The following is a 15,296-nucleotide window of genomic DNA, read 5'->3' as shown; positions in this document are numbered from 1 at the left end:
TAACAGGCGATATCTCTCTACCAGAAGGCGTAGAGATGGTAATGCCAGGTGACAACATCCAAATGGTTGTAGAGCTAATCGCTCCAATCGCGATGGATGAAGGTCTACGTTTCGCGATCCGTGAAGGTGGTCGTACAGTAGGTGCTGGTGTTGTTGCTAAAGTTATCGCTTAATTGCTGATTTAGCCGTTTAAATACGAATAGTATTTGACTAACGACTACCAAAAAGGGCATCATTTGATGCCCTTTTTCTGCACTAAATTTGGCCGTTGTCGATTTGTTGGTCGATAAAGCCAGTGCAAAGGATTTAAGATAGAGACATTTCTATCTTGATGAGTATGTATAGGTAGCTTTACCTGTGCTATGGATTTGCCCTGCAACAGCGGGGTTGTTGTCGTCTATGTTAAGACTTGTAACAGGTTGGTTTATGAAAGCAAACAATGCTGAAATTCCTGATAGCTCAAGTGCAGCAGACACATTTAAGTGGATTGTCACTTTTGCTCTGTTAGCTGCCGCTGTTGTGGGTAATTACCTGTATGGTGAAATGTCTGTAGTGCTTCGCGCTGCAGGTGTGGTTGCGCTGATTATTGCAGCACTCGGTGTTGCTGCGACAACCACAAAAGGAAAAGCGGCGATTGCGTTTGCGCGTGAATCTCGTATGGAAGTTCGCAAAGTGGTATGGCCGACACGTCAAGAAACCATGCAAACAACATTAATCGTTTTAGCTGTAAGTATCGTAATGGCTCTAGCACTTTGGGGCATCGACGGCATTATGGTTCGTCTTGTCGCTTTCGTGACTGGGGTATAGAGGGTTTAATACATGAGTGAAGCTCCTAAAAAACGCTGGTATGTAGTTCAAGCCTTCTCTGGATTTGAAGGCCGCGTAGCGCAATCGCTGCGTGAGCATATCAAGATGCACGCAATGGAAGAATTCTTCGGTGAAGTTCTTGTTCCAACCGAAGAAGTTGTTGAAATGCGTGCAGGTCAACGCCGTAAAAGTGAGCGCAAGTTCTTCCCAGGCTATGTATTGGTACAGATGCTCATGAATGATGAGTCCTGGCACTTAGTTCGTAGTGTTCCTCGTGTAATGGGTTTCATTGGTGGAACCTCCGATCGTCCTGCACCTATCACTGACAAAGAAGCCGATGCGATTCTTAATCGTCTAGAGAAAGCGAGCGAAGCTCCGCGTCCTAAGACGATGTTTGAAGCAGGTGAAGTGGTTCGTGTTAATGAAGGTCCATTCGCTGATTTCAACGGCACCGTTGAAGAAGTGGATTACGAGAAGAGCCGCATTAAAGTGTCAGTATCTATCTTTGGTCGTGCAACTCCTGTTGAACTTGAATTTGGCCAAGTCGATAAGCTTGATTAAAAAAACACCTTTTAGGGTTGTTAAGGGCGTGAAATGTGATTATAATTTCGCGCCTTATTTACACGTCTTTATGACAAAGTAACCGGGGAGCTGATCAGCTGATTGGCGTTTGTACCCACATTTAGGAAATATCATGGCTAAGAAAGTTGAAGCTTATATCAAGTTGCAAGTTGCATCTGGTATGGCGAACCCAAGTCCACCAGTTGGTCCTGCACTAGGTCAACGTGGCGTTAACATCATGGAATTCTGTAAAGCGTTCAACGCAAGAACAGAATCAATGGAGAAAGGCTTGCCTACTCCAGTTGTTATCACTGTATACAGCGACCGTTCTTTCACGTTCGTAACTAAGACTGCTCCAGCGGCTGTTCTTCTAAAGAAAGCTGCAGGCATCAAGTCTGGTTCAGGCCGTCCAAACACTGAAAAAGTGGGCACGGTTACTGATGCTCAAATCCAAGAAATTGCAGAAGCGAAAGCGGCTGATATGACTGGTGCTGACATTGAAGCGATGAAACGTTCTATTGCGGGTACTGCTCGTTCAATGGGCTTAGTGGTAGAGGGTTAATATCATGGCAAAACTAACTAAGCGTATGCGCACTATCCGTGAGAAAGTTGACGCAACTAAAGAATACGAAATCAACGAAGCTGTAGCTCTTCTTAAAGAACTTGCAACGGCTAAATTCGTTGAGTCTGTAGACGTTGCTGTGAACCTTGGCATTGATGCTCGTAAATCTGACCAAAACGTACGTGGTGCAACTGTTCTGCCACACGGTACTGGTCGTGAAGTACGTGTTGCAGTGTTCACTCAAGGTGCAAACGCTGAAGCGGCTAAAGCTGCTGGTGCAGATTTAGTGGGTATGGAAGATCTAGCTGAGCTAGTGAAGAAAGGCGAAATGAACTTTGACGTTGTTGTTGCTTCTCCAGATGCAATGCGCGTTGTAGGTCAACTAGGTACCATTCTTGGTCCTCGCGGTCTAATGCCAAACCCTAAAGTTGGTACTGTAACTCCTAACGTTGCTGAAGCGGTTAAGAACGCTAAAGCAGGTCAGGTTCGTTACCGTAACGACAAAAACGGCATCATCCACACAACTATCGGTAAAGTTTCTTTCGAAACTAACCAACTTCAAGAGAACTTAGAAGCTCTTCTAGTTGCACTTAAGAAAGCGAAACCTTCTTCTGCTAAGGGTACTTACCTGAAGAAAGTAAGCATTTCTACTACGATGGGTGCTGGTGTTGCTGTTGATCAGAACACGCTAAACGCTCAAGCGTAATAATACATTTGATTAGGTGTGGAATTTGTGTATAATTCTGCGCCTAATATTTGTGGTTGGGGCTGATTTTAGTTCTTAGAACTATGACCCAGTCTCCGTCCAAGACCGTAGGCGTTATTTGTCTGTTTGATAAATGACTTAATCGTACCTACGTAGATGGTGCCCGAACTGACAGAAAGCATAATTTATTTTTTGAATAGATAAACTTTCTTCTGGGACTGCACCGAAATAACTCTCACTGTTGTGATAATAGTGAGTGGTGTAACGACAACCAGGAGTAAATCCAAGATGGCTTTAAACCTTCAAGACAAACAAGCAATTGTTGCTGAAGTCAACGAAGCGGCCAGTGGTGCACTTTCTGCAGTTGTTGCTGACTCTCGTGGCGTTCAAGTAGGCGCGATGACTTCTCTACGTAAACAAGCTCGTGAAGCGGGTGTTTACATGAGAGTTGTTCGTAATACTCTAGCACGTCGCGCAGTGGAAGGCACAGCTTACGAATGTCTACAAGACGTATTCGTAGGTCCTACTTTGATCGCATTCTCTAACGAGCATCCAGGTGCTGCAGCGCGTCTTTTTAAAGACTTCGCTAGAGAGAACAAGCACTTTGAAATCAAAGCAGCTGCATTTGAAGGCGCATTAACTGACGCAGAACTACTAGCGACACTACCAACTTACGACGAAGCAATCGCACGCCTAATGATGTGCATGAAAGAAGCTTCTGCTGGCAAGCTGGTACGTACTATCGCTGCTGTCCGCGATCAAAAAGAAGCTGCGTAATTCGCATTGCTTTTTATTGTTTGCTAAATAAACTTATTGTTGACTTAAAAGAGAATTGTTATGTCTATTACTAACGAGCAAATCCTAGATGCAGTTGCAGAAATGTCTGTAATGCAAGTTGTTGAACTTATCTCTGCTATGGAAGAGAAGTTCGGTGTTTCTGCTGCAGCTGCAGTAGTTGCAGGTGGCCCAGCAGCAGCAGCTGTTGAAGAGCAAACTGAATTCGACGTAATCCTAACTGCTGCTGGCGCAAACAAAGTATCTGTAATCAAAGCAGTACGTGGCGCAACTGGCCTAGGTCTTAAAGAAGCTAAAGCTCTAGTTGACGGCGCTCCAGCTGCAATTAAAGAAGCAGTTTCTCAAGCAGAAGCTGACGCACTTAAGAAAGAGCTAGAAGAAGCTGGTGCGACTGTTGAAGTTAAGTAATTATTACTTAATTTCTTAGCCGCAAGGCTAATGGCTGGTGGTTTATTGACCACCGGCCTTTTTGCGCTGTAGGGTATGGGTGAATTTTCCCGCTGTTTAGACGCTTATACTCGTGCAAAAGCACACAAACTATCATTTTTGAGTGATGTTGTGTTACTACAGTAAACAGCTGTTAGTCACTGTCCTATGACCCTTTATTTTTGAATAATTGGTGGGCAGTTTGGGTCACTTATCAGCGAGCTGAGGAACCCCATGGTTTACTCTTATACCGAGAAAAAGCGCATCCGTAAGGACTTTGGTACTCGTCCACAAGTGTTGGACATTCCATACCTGCTATCGATCCAGCTCGATTCGTTCGACAAGTTTATCGAACAGGATCCTGAAGGACAATACGGTCTTGAGGCTGCTTTTCGTTCTGTATTTCCTATTCAGAGCTATAACGGCAATTCTGAGCTGCAATACGTTAGCTATCGTCTTGGTGAGCCAGTTTTTGACGTTAAAGAATGTCAAATTCGTGGTGTAACTTATTCTAAGCCACTACGCGTAAAACTACGCCTAGTGATCTTTGATAAAGACGCGCCAGCAGGTACTGTAAAAGATATTAAAGAACAAGAAGTCTACATGGGTGAAATTCCACTCATGACAGACAATGGTACCTTCGTAATTAATGGTACTGAGAGGGTTATCGTATCCCAGCTGCACCGAAGCCCAGGCGTATTCTTCGACAGCGATAAGGGTAAAACTCACTCATCAGGTAAAGTTCTTTATAACGCGCGTATTATCCCTTACCGTGGTTCATGGTTAGATTTTGAGTTTGATCCAAAAGATAACCTATACGTGCGTATTGACCGTCGTCGTAAACTGCCTGCATCGATCATTCTTCGTGCACTTGGTAAATCGACAGAAGAGATCTTGGATCTGTTCTTCGAAAAAGTGAAGTTTGAAGTCAAAGACCAAACTCTTCTTATGGAGTTGGTACCTGAGCGCCTGCGTGGCGAAACAGCGTCATTTGATATTGAAGCAAATGGTACCGTTTATGTCGAAAAAGGTCGTCGTGTAACGGCTCGTCATATTCGTCAACTAGAAAAAGATAACGTTGATTTTATCGAAGTACCCGTTGAGTACATCGTAGGTAAAGTCGCTTCTAAAGATTATGTCAATGAAGCAACTGGTGAAGTCATCGTTAGCGCAAACCAAGAAATTAGCTTGGAAGCATTAGCGAATCTTTCACAAGCGGGCTATAAGAAACTTGAAGTTCTATTTACGAACGATCTTGATCATGGTCCATTTGTGTCTGAGACGCTCCGCATCGACAGTACGGTTGATCGTATTTCTGCGCTAGTAGAAATCTACCGCATGATGCGCCCTGGCGAGCCACCAACAAAAGAAGCAGCCGAATCGCTGTTTGAAAGCCTATTCTTCTCAGAAGAACGCTATGACCTATCAACAGTAGGCCGTATGAAGTTCAACAGCTCAATTGAGCGTGAAGATGCCGGCGAGCTTGGTACGCTTGACGAAACTGACATCATCGAAGTGATGAAGAAGTTGATCGCCATTCGTAACGGCATTGGCGAAGTGGACGATATCGACCACCTTGGCAACCGTCGTATTCGCTCTGTTGGTGAAATGGCTGAAAACCAATTCCGCGTAGGTCTTGTGCGTGTTGAACGTGCAGTGAAAGAGCGCTTAAGCCTTGGCGATCTTGATGCGATCATGCCTCAAGATTTGATCAATGCGAAGCCTATCTCTGCGGCCGTTAAAGAATTCTTCGGTTCTTCACAGCTTTCTCAGTTTATGGACCAGAACAACCCACTTTCAGAAGTGACGCACAAACGTCGTATTTCTGCATTGGGTCCTGGCGGTCTAACTCGTGAGCGTGCTGGCTTTGAGGTACGTGACGTACACGTAACTCACTACGGTCGTCTATGTCCGATCGAAACGCCAGAAGGTCCGAACATCGGTCTGATTAACTCATTATCAGCATTTGCACGTTGTAACGAATACGGTTTCCTAGAAACTCCGTACCGTCGTGTTGTTGATGGTGTGGTGACTGATGAAGTTGATTACTTGTCAGCTATCCAAGAAGGTCAATTTGTTATCGCGCAGGCAAACGCCATTCTGACTGAAGAAGGTACGTTTGCAGATGAGCTGATCACAGCTCGTCAAAAAGGTGAATCTGGTCTTCACCCTCGTGAACATGTTGACTACATGGACGTTGCGACCAACCAGGTCGTATCAATCGCCGCTTCGCTTATCCCGTTCCTAGAACACGATGATGCGAACCGTGCATTGATGGGTGCGAACATGCAACGTCAAGCGGTTCCAACGTTACGCGCTGAGAAGCCGTTGGTTGGTACTGGTATCGAACGTAATGTAGCGGTTGACTCTGGTGTAACTGCCGTTGCCAAACGTGGCGGTATGGTGCAGTCAGTTGATGCGTCTCGTATCGTAGTTAAAGTTAATGAAGATGAACTTGTATCTGGTGAAGCGGGTATCGACATCTACAACCTAACTAAATACACACGTTCGAACCAAAACACATGTATTAACCAACGTCCTACTGTGATGCCAGGTGAACCTGTAGCTCGCGGTGATGTCCTTGCTGATGGTCCTTCAACAGACCTTGGTGAGCTAGCGCTTGGCCAAAACATGCGTATCGCATTCATGCCTTGGAATGGTTATAACTTCGAAGACTCGATCTTAGTATCTGAGCGCGTCGTTCAAGAAGACCGTTTCACGACTATCCACATCCAAGAACTTTCTTGTGTGGCTCGTGATACTAAGCTGGGCTCTGAAGAGATCACAGCGGATATTCCAAACGTAGGTGAATCGGCTCTGTCTAAACTAGACGAGTCAGGTATCGTTTACATTGGTGCTGAAGTTAAGGGTGGTGACATCCTAGTTGGTAAAGTAACGCCGAAAGGCGAAACTCAGCTAACTCCAGAAGAGAAGCTACTACGTGCAATCTTCGGTGAAAAAGCCTCTGATGTTAAAGATACGTCATTGCGTGTACCAAACTCTGTTTCAGGTACCATTATCGATGTTCAAGTTTTCACTCGCGATGGCGTAGAGAAAGACAAGCGTGCGCTTGAAATTGAACACATGCAGCTAAAAGAAGCGAAGAAAGACCTTACTGAAGAGTTCCAAATTCTTGAAGGTGGTCTACTAGCGCGTGTGAAAGCTGTACTGATCAATGGTGGCTATTCTGAAGCGAAGCTTGATGCGATCGATCGTAAGAAATGGCTAGAACAAACACTAGAAAACGACGAGCTACAATCTCAACTTGAACAGCTTGCTGAGCAGTGGGATGAGCTAAAAGCTGACTTCGATAAGAAGTTCGAAGCGAAACGTCGCAAAATCACTCAAGGTGATGATCTAGCGCCTGGCGTTCTGAAGATTGTTAAAGTTTACCTAGCGGTGAAACGTCGTATCCAGCCTGGTGATAAGATGGCAGGTCGTCACGGTAACAAGGGTGTAATCTCTAAGATCAACCCTGTTGAAGACATGCCTTACGATGAAAACGGTCAGCCGGTTGATATCGTATTAAACCCACTAGGTGTACCGTCACGTATGAACATCGGTCAGATCCTTGAAGTTCACTTAGGTCTGGCTGCAAAAGGTATTGGTGACAAGATCAACCAAATGGTTAAAGAACAACAAGAGCTGTCTAAGCAGCGTGAGTTCTTACAGAAGGTTTATGATCTTGGCGATACGCGTCAGAAAGTAGATATTGCTGCTCTGTCTGATGGTGATGTTCGTACTCTTGTGAACAACCTTCGTGGTGGTTTACCGATTGCAACTCCAGTATTTGATGGTGCGTCAGAAGCATCAATCAAAGAACTATTAAGCCTAGCCGACCTACCAACTTCTGGTCAGCTAACACTGTTTGATGGTCGTACTGGTGATGCATTCGAGCGTCCTGTAACTGTCGGTTACATGTACATGCTCAAACTGAACCACCTTGTTGATGACAAGATGCACGCTCGTTCAACAGGTTCGTACAGCCTAGTAACTCAGCAACCACTTGGTGGTAAAGCTCAGTTCGGTGGTCAGCGTTTCGGTGAGATGGAAGTGTGGGCACTAGAAGCATACGGTGCTGCATATACACTACAAGAAATGCTTACTGTTAAGTCAGATGACGTTAACGGTCGTACGAAGATGTATAAGAACATCGTTGATGGTAACCATAGCATGGAACCTGGCATGCCAGAGTCTTTCAACGTATTGCTGAAAGAGATCCGCTCGCTAGGTATCAACATCGAGCTAGAAGACGAAGAGTAATCTTGGCGGTAAACCCTCTGGATTATCCTGGTAGAAAGGCGCTCGCCGAGCGCCTTTTAACTCCTTACAGGAGCTGATTGTGAAAGACTTATTAAACTTTCTAAAAGCACAGCATAAGACCGAAGAATTTGATGCAATCAAAATCGGTCTATCTTCACCTGACATGATTCGTTCATGGTCTTTTGGTGAAGTTAAAAAACCTGAAACGATCAACTATCGTACGTTCAAGCCTGAACGTGATGGTCTGTTCTGTGCGCGTATTTTTGGTCCAGTCAAAGACTACGAATGTCTTTGTGGTAAATATAAGCGTCTGAAACACCGTGGCGTGATCTGTGAAAAATGTGGCGTTGAAGTTACACAAACTAAAGTTCGTCGTGACCGTATGGGCCACATCGAGCTTGCATCACCGGTTGCTCACATCTGGTTCCTAAAATCGCTACCGTCTCGTATCGGTCTGCTAATGGATATCCCTCTACGTGATATCGAACGTGTTCTTTACTTCGAAATGTATGTAGTAACAGAGCCGGGTATGACGGATCTAGAAAAGAGTCAGATGCTTACTGAAGAAGAGTATCTTGACCGTCTAGAAGAGTGGGGCGATGAGTTCACGGCGAAGATGGGCGCAGAAGCGATCAAGGACCTATTGGGTTCAATGGATCTTGTCGCTGAAACAGAGATGATGCGTGAGGAGTTACAAACCACTAACTCTGAAACTAAACGCAAAAAACTGACTAAGCGTCTGAAGCTTGTTGAAGCGTTTATCAGCTCAGGTAATAACCCTGAGTGGATGATCCTGACTGTGCTTCCGGTACTTCCGCCAGATCTACGTCCTCTAGTACCACTAGATGGCGGTCGTTTTGCGACATCTGATCTGAACGATTTGTACCGCCGTGTGATCAACCGTAACAACCGTTTGAAGCGCCTTCTAGAGCTAGCAGCTCCGGACATCATCGTACGCAACGAAAAGCGTATGCTGCAAGAGTCTGTTGATGCGCTACTTGATAACGGTCGTCGCGGTCGTGCGATCACAGGTTCTAACAAGCGTCCTCTGAAATCTCTTGCTGATATGATCAAGGGTAAACAAGGTCGTTTCCGTCAGAACCTACTTGGTAAACGTGTAGACTACTCAGGCCGTTCTGTAATCACAGTGGGTCCATATTTACGTCTGCACCAGTGTGGTCTTCCTAAGAAGATGGCACTTGAGCTATTTAAACCATTTATCTACAGCAAGTTAGAAACTCGCGGCATGGCCACGACGATCAAAGCAGCTAAGAAAATGGTTGAGCGTGAAGAAGCGGTTGTTTGGGATATCCTAGACGAAGTGATTCGTGAACACCCAGTACTACTAAACCGTGCACCAACACTGCACCGTCTTGGTATTCAAGCGTTCGAGCCTGTACTGATTGAAGGTAAAGCGATTCAATTGCACCCACTTGTGTGTGCGGCGTATAACGCGGACTTCGATGGTGACCAAATGGCGGTTCACGTGCCTCTAACTTTAGAAGCACAGCTTGAAGCTCGTACACTGATGATGTCGACGAACAACATTCTGTCGCCAGCATCCGGTGATCCGATCATCGTACCTTCACAGGACGTGGTCTTGGGTCTGTACTACATGACTCGCGAAAAAATCAACGCACAAGGTGAAGGTATGTACCTGGCTGGCCCTAAAGAGGCTGAGAAGGCATACCGTACTAAGACAGCGGCGCTACACGCACGCGTTAAAGTACGTATCACTGAAACCGTTGTTGATGAAGATGGTTACAGCACAACTGAGACTAAGATGGTCGATACGACTGTCGGTCGTGCCATGCTATGGCAAATCGTGCCTAAAGGCTTGCCATACAGCATCGTGAACCAGAAGCTTGGTAAGAAACAGATCTCAAATCTATTAAACGAAGCGTATCGTAAGCTTGGTTTGAAAGATACGGTCGTATTTGCTGACCAAATCATGTACACCGGTTTTGCTTATGCAGCACTGTCAGGCGTGTCAGTTGGTATCGACGACATGGTTGTACCAGCAGCGAAATACACTGAAATTGCTGAAGCTGAAGAAGAAGTACGCGAAATCCAAGAACAGTTCCAATCAGGTCTTGTTACGGCGGGTGAGCGTTACAACAAAGTTATCGATATCTGGGCGTCTACCAACGACCGTGTTGCGAAAGCGATGATGGATAACCTATCTTCTGAAACCGTGATCAACCGTGATGGTGTAGAAGAACAACAAGAATCGTTTAACAGCATCTATATGATGGCTGACTCGGGTGCTCGTGGTTCTGCTGCTCAGATTCGTCAGCTTGCAGGTATGCGTGGTCTGATGGCGCGTCCAGATGGTTCAATCATCGAAACGCCTATCACAGCAAACTTTAAAGAAGGCCTGAACGTACTACAGTACTTTATCTCTACCCACGGTGCACGTAAGGGTCTAGCCGATACAGCACTTAAAACAGCGAACTCAGGTTATCTGACTCGTCGTTTAGTAGACGTTGCACAAGACGTTGTGGTGACAGAGCATGACTGTGGCACTCAAGAAGGTGTCGACATGATGCCTCATATCGAGGGTGGTGATGTTAAAGTTTCTTTAACTGAACTGGCTCTTGGTCGTGTTGTGGCTGAGGATGTGATGAAGCCAGGCACTGAAGAAGTACTTATTCCACGTAATACTCTGATTGATGAGAAGTGGTGTCAGATTATCGATGAGAACTCTGTCGATAATATGAAAGTACGTTCAGTGGTAACCTGTGATGCGGACTTCGGCTGTTGTGCGCTATGTTACGGTCGTGACCTTGCTCGTGGTCACCTAGTGAACCAAGGTGAGGCAGTCGGTGTTATTGCTGCTCAATCTATCGGTGAGCCGGGTACACAGTTAACGATGCGTACGTTCCACATCGGTGGTGCGGCTTCTACTGCTGCGGCAGAGAACAGCATCCAAGCGAAGAACAAAGGTTCTGTGAAACTTCACAACGCTAAGTTCGTTATCAACAAAGATAAGAAGCTGGTTATCACATCTCGTGCATCAGAGCTGACTATCATTGACGAATTTGGTCGCACGAAAGAAAAACACAAACTGCCTTACGGCTCTGTGTTGAGTAAAGGTGATAACGACGCGGTTGAAGCTGGTCAAACAGTGGCTAACTGGGAAGCGCACACCATGCCAATCATCACTGAAGTGGCTGGTCGCATCCAATTCGTTGATATGATTGATGGTGTAACGGTTTCTCGCCAAACAGATGACCTAACGGGTCTATCTTCAAGCGAAGTAACCGAAGCTGCCGCTCGTCCAGCAGCAGGTAAAGATATGCGTCCAGCTATCAAACTTGTTGATGCGAAAGGTAAAGATGTCATGATCCCTGGTACTGATATGCCAGCTCAATACTTCTTACCGGGTAAAGCGATCGTTAACATCGAAGATGGTGCTGAAGTTGGTATTGGTGACACATTAGCGCGTATTCCACAAAAATCTGGCGGTAACCGAGACATCACGGGTGGTCTACCTCGCGTAGCTGACTTGTTTGAAGCTCGTCGACCAAAAGAGCCTGCGATTCTTGCTGAGCACACAGGTACTGTGAGCTTTGGTAAAGAAACCAAAGGTAAACGTCGTCTAATCATCACTCGTGAGGGTGACGAAACTTATGAAGAAATGATTCCTAAGCATCGTCAACTTAACGTGTTTGAAGGTGAGAAGATCGAACGTGGTGACGTTATTGCTGATGGTCCTGAGACTCCGCACGATATCCTACGTTTACGTGGTATCCATGCTGTAACGTCTTACATCGCTAACGAAGTTCAAGAAGTTTACCGTCTGCAAGGCGTTAAGATTAACGATAAGCACATTGAAACTATCGTTCGTCAAATGCTACGTAAGTGTACGATTACTCATGCTGGCGACTCTGAGTTCCTAGCAGGTGAGCAAGTTGAATACTCACAAGTGAAAGTTGCAAACCGTAACCTAGAAGCCGAAGGCAAACAGCCTGCTCGTTTCGAGCGTGAGCTACTAGGTATTACTAAAGCATCTCTAGCGACTGAATCGTTCATCTCTGCGGCATCGTTCCAAGAGACAACTCGCGTACTAACAGAAGCGGCTGTTTCTGGTAAACGTGATGATCTTCGCGGTCTGAAAGAAAACGTAATCGTTGGTCGTTTGATCCCAGCGGGTACAGGTTTCGCTTACCACCAAGAGCGTCAAGCTAAACGTGCGGCACAGCTAAAAGGCCCGTCTGCTGAACAAGCGACAGATAACCTAGCGGCACTGCTAAACGCAGGTTTCTCTTCTGAAGAGTAATCTCAGCGCTGATTAAAAAAGGCACCTTCGGGTGCCTTTTTGTTGCGCTTAATTAATCTACGCGAATGATTACAGCAAAATATTCAATATTAAGCACCAGGAGGGATAGCCAAGCTGTCCGCGATAAGTTGAATCAAACTATCTTCCACTCCAAAACGCACCTCAATAATTTCACCAATTAGCGAAAGGTCGTTGTCAAAGTTTTCGAGATCATCCTCATCACTCACTGCCGCGTATTTATCTGTAAAATTGAGTAACGGCTCCGTAGTAACAATAATTTTTCCATAAGTCTGATTAATTTCATCGGTGGCTTCAAAGCCGGTTGCACGCCACCTATCCATCACCATATCGTAGATTTTGAAGTGACCTTCGGAAATATAATCGACCAGTTGCTGGCAAAAACGTTGCAGCTCTTCTGGCGAGGGAAGCCCGTTAACATTCGTTTTGGCGGTGCAAGGTTGCAGCGCGGCTAATTTGCAATACTCTACAATTAAGGTTTGTCGCGTGTTTAACCAGTGATCAATAACGTCACTGTAACCGCCCCATTGCTCTTGTGTGCGTTTTAGTTTTTTTAGCATGACCATGCCCTCATGATCGGGTCACAAAGCTGGTGACCGTTTCCTTTGCGTAGGGTTGCACTTCGTAGATACAACTCATTGTCCTTACTAGAATTTATAGAACTAAATTTGGAACGTTACAAATTCTGGTATGAATTTAGATTGCCAGTAAAATGGGGTAACTGCAAGAAGAGAGGTCGCAACATGTTGAAAAATAGTGATACAAAAATCGCTTATTGGTGTGTAGTTTCCGGAAGTGAGATCTGGACCATAAATGGTGAGTTACCGCTAGGATCTGCGGGTGAATATTCCCTGCCTTTAGAAAAAGCGGTGGTGGTAGATAGTTGTGATGGTTACCCAGTGATGTGGGTTAATGATGCCGATCTTGATGGCGAGCGAGAAATGACTTCATTACGCGAATTGTTGCATCTCAAACCAGAACTGTTTTTGGCGATCAGCAAAGCGCTTCAATATGGTCACATGAGTCAAACGTTACGTTTTTGTCCACAATGTGGTGGGCGAAATTACCTAAACCATAACCAATTGGCGATGCAATGTTCTGAGTGTCGAACGTTACATTATCCGCGTATCTTTCCTTGCATTATTGTCGCGGTACGAAATCAGGATAAAATTTTATTGGCCCAGCACCCAAGGCATCGTAACGGCATGTATACCGTCATTGCTGGTTTTCTGGAGGTCGGGGAGACGTTAGAGCAATGCGTGGCACGTGAAGTGCTTGAAGAAACGGGGATTCATGTGAAAAATATTCACTATTTTGGTAGTCAGCCTTGGGCATTTCCATCGAGTATGATGATGGGCTTTGTGGCGGAATATGACTCTGGCACGATAAAACCCGACTATAGTGAATTGAGTGATGCACAATGGTTTTTAGCAAGTGCTTTGCCTCCCGTTGCGCCCGAAGGGACGATAGCCAGAGCATTAATAGAGCACACGTTAAGCGAAATCGAGAAAGATTCACCGCCGCATTGCTAAAAAAACCCTCCGGTGAAGGAGGGGGTAAGTAAGATGTCGTTATGAGATGCCGAGTACAGAGTACTCAGTTTATAATTATAGTTTTCGCTAGCGAACAAATTTTTAACACCGTTAAAGGTTGCTTGCAAATTAACCATTGATTTAAAAGTTAATAACATGATCTCGCTTGCAAAGCACACCGTTTTTGGCGCTTATTCAGTGCTAGAATAACGCCACAAAAAATAACAAGCTTTAAATTGGAAGACGGAATGACTGAATTAAAAAATGATCGCTACTTGCGTGCACTGTTAAAACAACCTGTCGATTGCACCCCTGTATGGATGATGCGCCAAGCAGGACGTTACCTGCCAGAGTATCGCGCAACGCGTGCCGAAGCAGGCGATTTTATGGCGCTGTGTAAAAATGCTGAGCTAGCTTCTGAAGTGACATTACAGCCATTACGTCGCTTTCCATTAGATGCCGCTATTTTATTTTCTGATATTTTAACCATTCCTGACGCCATGGGATTGGGTTTGTATTTTGAAGCGGGAGAAGGGCCAAAGTTTGAACGCCCGATCACTTGTAAAGCCGATGTCGATAAAATTGGCTTACCGGATCCGGAAGGCGAACTGCAATATGTGATGAATGCCGTACGCCAGATCCGCAAAGATCTACAAGGTGAAGTTCCATTGATCGGTTTTTCAGGCAGCCCATGGACACTCGCGACTTATATGGTGGAAGGTGGCAGCTCAAAAGCCTTCACTAAGATCAAAAAAATGATGTACGCCGATCCTAGCGTGCTGCACGCCTTGCTCGATAAACTGGCAGACAGTGTTATTGAATACCTTAACGCACAAATCAAAGCGGGTGCTCAGTCTGTTATGATTTTTGATACTTGGGGCGGAGTACTGACGCCGCGCGACTACAACCTCTTTTCACTACAGTATATGCACAAAATTGTGGATGGTTTAATTCGTGAAAATGAAGGTCGCCGCGTACCCGTCACTCTGTTTACCAAAAACGGTGGCATGTGGCTGGAGCAGATTGCAGCAACGGGTTGTGATGCTGTAGGGCTTGATTGGACCATCAATATTGCCGACGCCAAAGCGCGTATCGGTGACAAGGTGGCGCTGCAAGGCAATATGGACCCTTCCATGCTTTATGCTCCGCATGATCGTATTCGCCAAGAAGTGGCGACCATTCTTGAAGGGTTCGGCCATGGTGGAACGGGCCATGTCTTTAACCTCGGACACGGTATCCATTTAGATGTGCCACCGGAAAATGCGGGCATATTTGTTGATGCGGTGCACGCCTTGTCTAAACCGTACCATCAATAATAGGTTTGCGGTGCCTTATCGCCGATAA

Annotated in this window: 11 protein-coding genes and 1 pseudogene; 11 read left to right on the top strand and 1 reads right to left on the bottom strand. The window is 45.6% G+C overall.

Going from position 1 to position 15,296, the window contains the following annotated elements:
- The 9 genes and pseudogenes from tuf to rpoC form a co-directional block, all read left to right on the top strand.
- Nucleotides 1-173: pseudogene (gene tuf, locus AACV12_RS02320) on the top strand (elongation factor Tu); the annotation flags it as partial.
- A 253-nt stretch (nt 174-426) separates the two neighbouring features.
- On the top strand, nt 427-807 hold the full coding sequence (secE, locus tag AACV12_RS02315) for a preprotein translocase subunit SecE (RefSeq protein ID WP_026027616.1): 381 nt from the start codon (nt 427-429) through the stop codon (nt 805-807).
- Nucleotides 808-819: 12 nt separating this feature from the next.
- Nucleotides 820-1,368 (top strand): transcription termination/antitermination protein NusG, encoded by a 549-nt coding sequence (nusG, locus tag AACV12_RS02310; RefSeq protein WP_013857954.1) that lies wholly within the window; start codon nt 820-822, stop codon nt 1,366-1,368.
- Between the two features lie 133 nt (nt 1,369-1,501).
- Entirely contained in the window at nt 1,502-1,930 is a 429-nt protein-coding gene (gene rplK, locus AACV12_RS02305; RefSeq protein WP_010318965.1) for a 50S ribosomal protein L11, read from the top strand.
- A 4-nt stretch (nt 1,931-1,934) separates the two neighbouring features.
- Nucleotides 1,935-2,636 carry a 50S ribosomal protein L1 gene (gene rplA / locus AACV12_RS02300; RefSeq protein WP_013857952.1) on the top strand — a complete coding sequence of 234 codons (702 nt, stop codon included), beginning with the start codon at nt 1,935-1,937 and terminating at the stop codon, nt 2,634-2,636.
- 288 nt (nt 2,637-2,924) lie between these two features.
- Nucleotides 2,925-3,413, top strand: coding sequence for a 50S ribosomal protein L10 (gene rplJ / locus AACV12_RS02295; RefSeq protein WP_026027617.1), 489 nt, complete (start codon nt 2,925-2,927; stop codon nt 3,411-3,413).
- Between the two features lie 60 nt (nt 3,414-3,473).
- Entirely contained in the window at nt 3,474-3,839 is a 366-nt protein-coding gene (gene rplL, locus AACV12_RS02290) for a 50S ribosomal protein L7/L12 (RefSeq protein WP_010318962.1), read from the top strand.
- A gap of 252 nt (nt 3,840-4,091) precedes the next feature.
- Nucleotides 4,092-8,120 carry a DNA-directed RNA polymerase subunit beta gene (gene rpoB, locus AACV12_RS02285; RefSeq protein ID WP_010318961.1) on the top strand — a complete coding sequence of 1,343 codons (4,029 nt, stop codon included), beginning with the start codon at nt 4,092-4,094 and terminating at the stop codon, nt 8,118-8,120.
- A gap of 79 nt (nt 8,121-8,199) precedes the next feature.
- On the top strand, nt 8,200-12,402 hold the full coding sequence (rpoC, locus tag AACV12_RS02280; protein WP_013857949.1) for a DNA-directed RNA polymerase subunit beta': 4,203 nt from the start codon (nt 8,200-8,202) through the stop codon (nt 12,400-12,402).
- Between the two features lie 89 nt (nt 12,403-12,491).
- Here rpoC and AACV12_RS02275 read toward each other — a convergent pair whose 3' ends face one another.
- Nucleotides 12,492-12,986: an Rsd/AlgQ family anti-sigma factor gene (locus AACV12_RS02275; RefSeq protein ID WP_013857948.1), complete on the bottom strand. Its 495-nt coding sequence runs from the start codon at nt 12,984-12,986 to the stop codon at nt 12,492-12,494.
- Between the two features lie 180 nt (nt 12,987-13,166).
- On the opposite strand from AACV12_RS02275, the gene nudC reads away from it, so the two are divergent.
- Nucleotides 13,167-13,952: an NAD(+) diphosphatase gene (gene nudC, locus AACV12_RS02270; protein ID WP_170901399.1), complete on the top strand. Its 786-nt coding sequence runs from the start codon at nt 13,167-13,169 to the stop codon at nt 13,950-13,952.
- Nucleotides 13,953-14,200: 248 nt separating this feature from the next.
- A complete protein-coding gene (hemE, locus tag AACV12_RS02265; RefSeq protein ID WP_010318957.1) occupies nt 14,201-15,268 on the top strand; it encodes a uroporphyrinogen decarboxylase in 1,068 nt (355 codons plus the stop codon).
- Nucleotides 15,269-15,296 lie beyond the last annotated feature (28 nt).

Origin of the sequence: Vibrio sp. 2-2(8), assembly GCF_963888495.1 — a bacterium.
GTDB classification, from domain to species: domain Bacteria; phylum Pseudomonadota; class Gammaproteobacteria; order Enterobacterales; family Vibrionaceae; genus Vibrio; species Vibrio anguillarum.
This window is presented reverse-complemented; position numbering and strand designations above follow the sequence as displayed.

Coding starts and splice junctions, on each gene's coding strand:
- secE (WP_026027616.1), top strand. CDS start 427: ATGAAAGCAAACAATGCTGAAATTCCTGATAGCTCAAGTGCAGCAGAC.
- nusG (WP_013857954.1), top strand. CDS start 820: ATGAGTGAAGCTCCTAAAAAACGCTGGTATGTAGTTCAAGCCTTCTCT.
- rplK (WP_010318965.1), top strand. CDS start 1,502: ATGGCTAAGAAAGTTGAAGCTTATATCAAGTTGCAAGTTGCATCTGGT.
- rplA (WP_013857952.1), top strand. CDS start 1,935: ATGGCAAAACTAACTAAGCGTATGCGCACTATCCGTGAGAAAGTTGAC.
- rplJ (WP_026027617.1), top strand. CDS start 2,925: ATGGCTTTAAACCTTCAAGACAAACAAGCAATTGTTGCTGAAGTCAAC.
- rplL (WP_010318962.1), top strand. CDS start 3,474: ATGTCTATTACTAACGAGCAAATCCTAGATGCAGTTGCAGAAATGTCT.
- rpoB (WP_010318961.1), top strand. CDS start 4,092: ATGGTTTACTCTTATACCGAGAAAAAGCGCATCCGTAAGGACTTTGGT.
- AACV12_RS02275 (WP_013857948.1), bottom strand. CDS start 12,986: ATGGTCATGCTAAAAAAACTAAAACGCACACAAGAGCAATGGGGCGGT.
- hemE (WP_010318957.1), top strand. CDS start 14,201: ATGACTGAATTAAAAAATGATCGCTACTTGCGTGCACTGTTAAAACAA.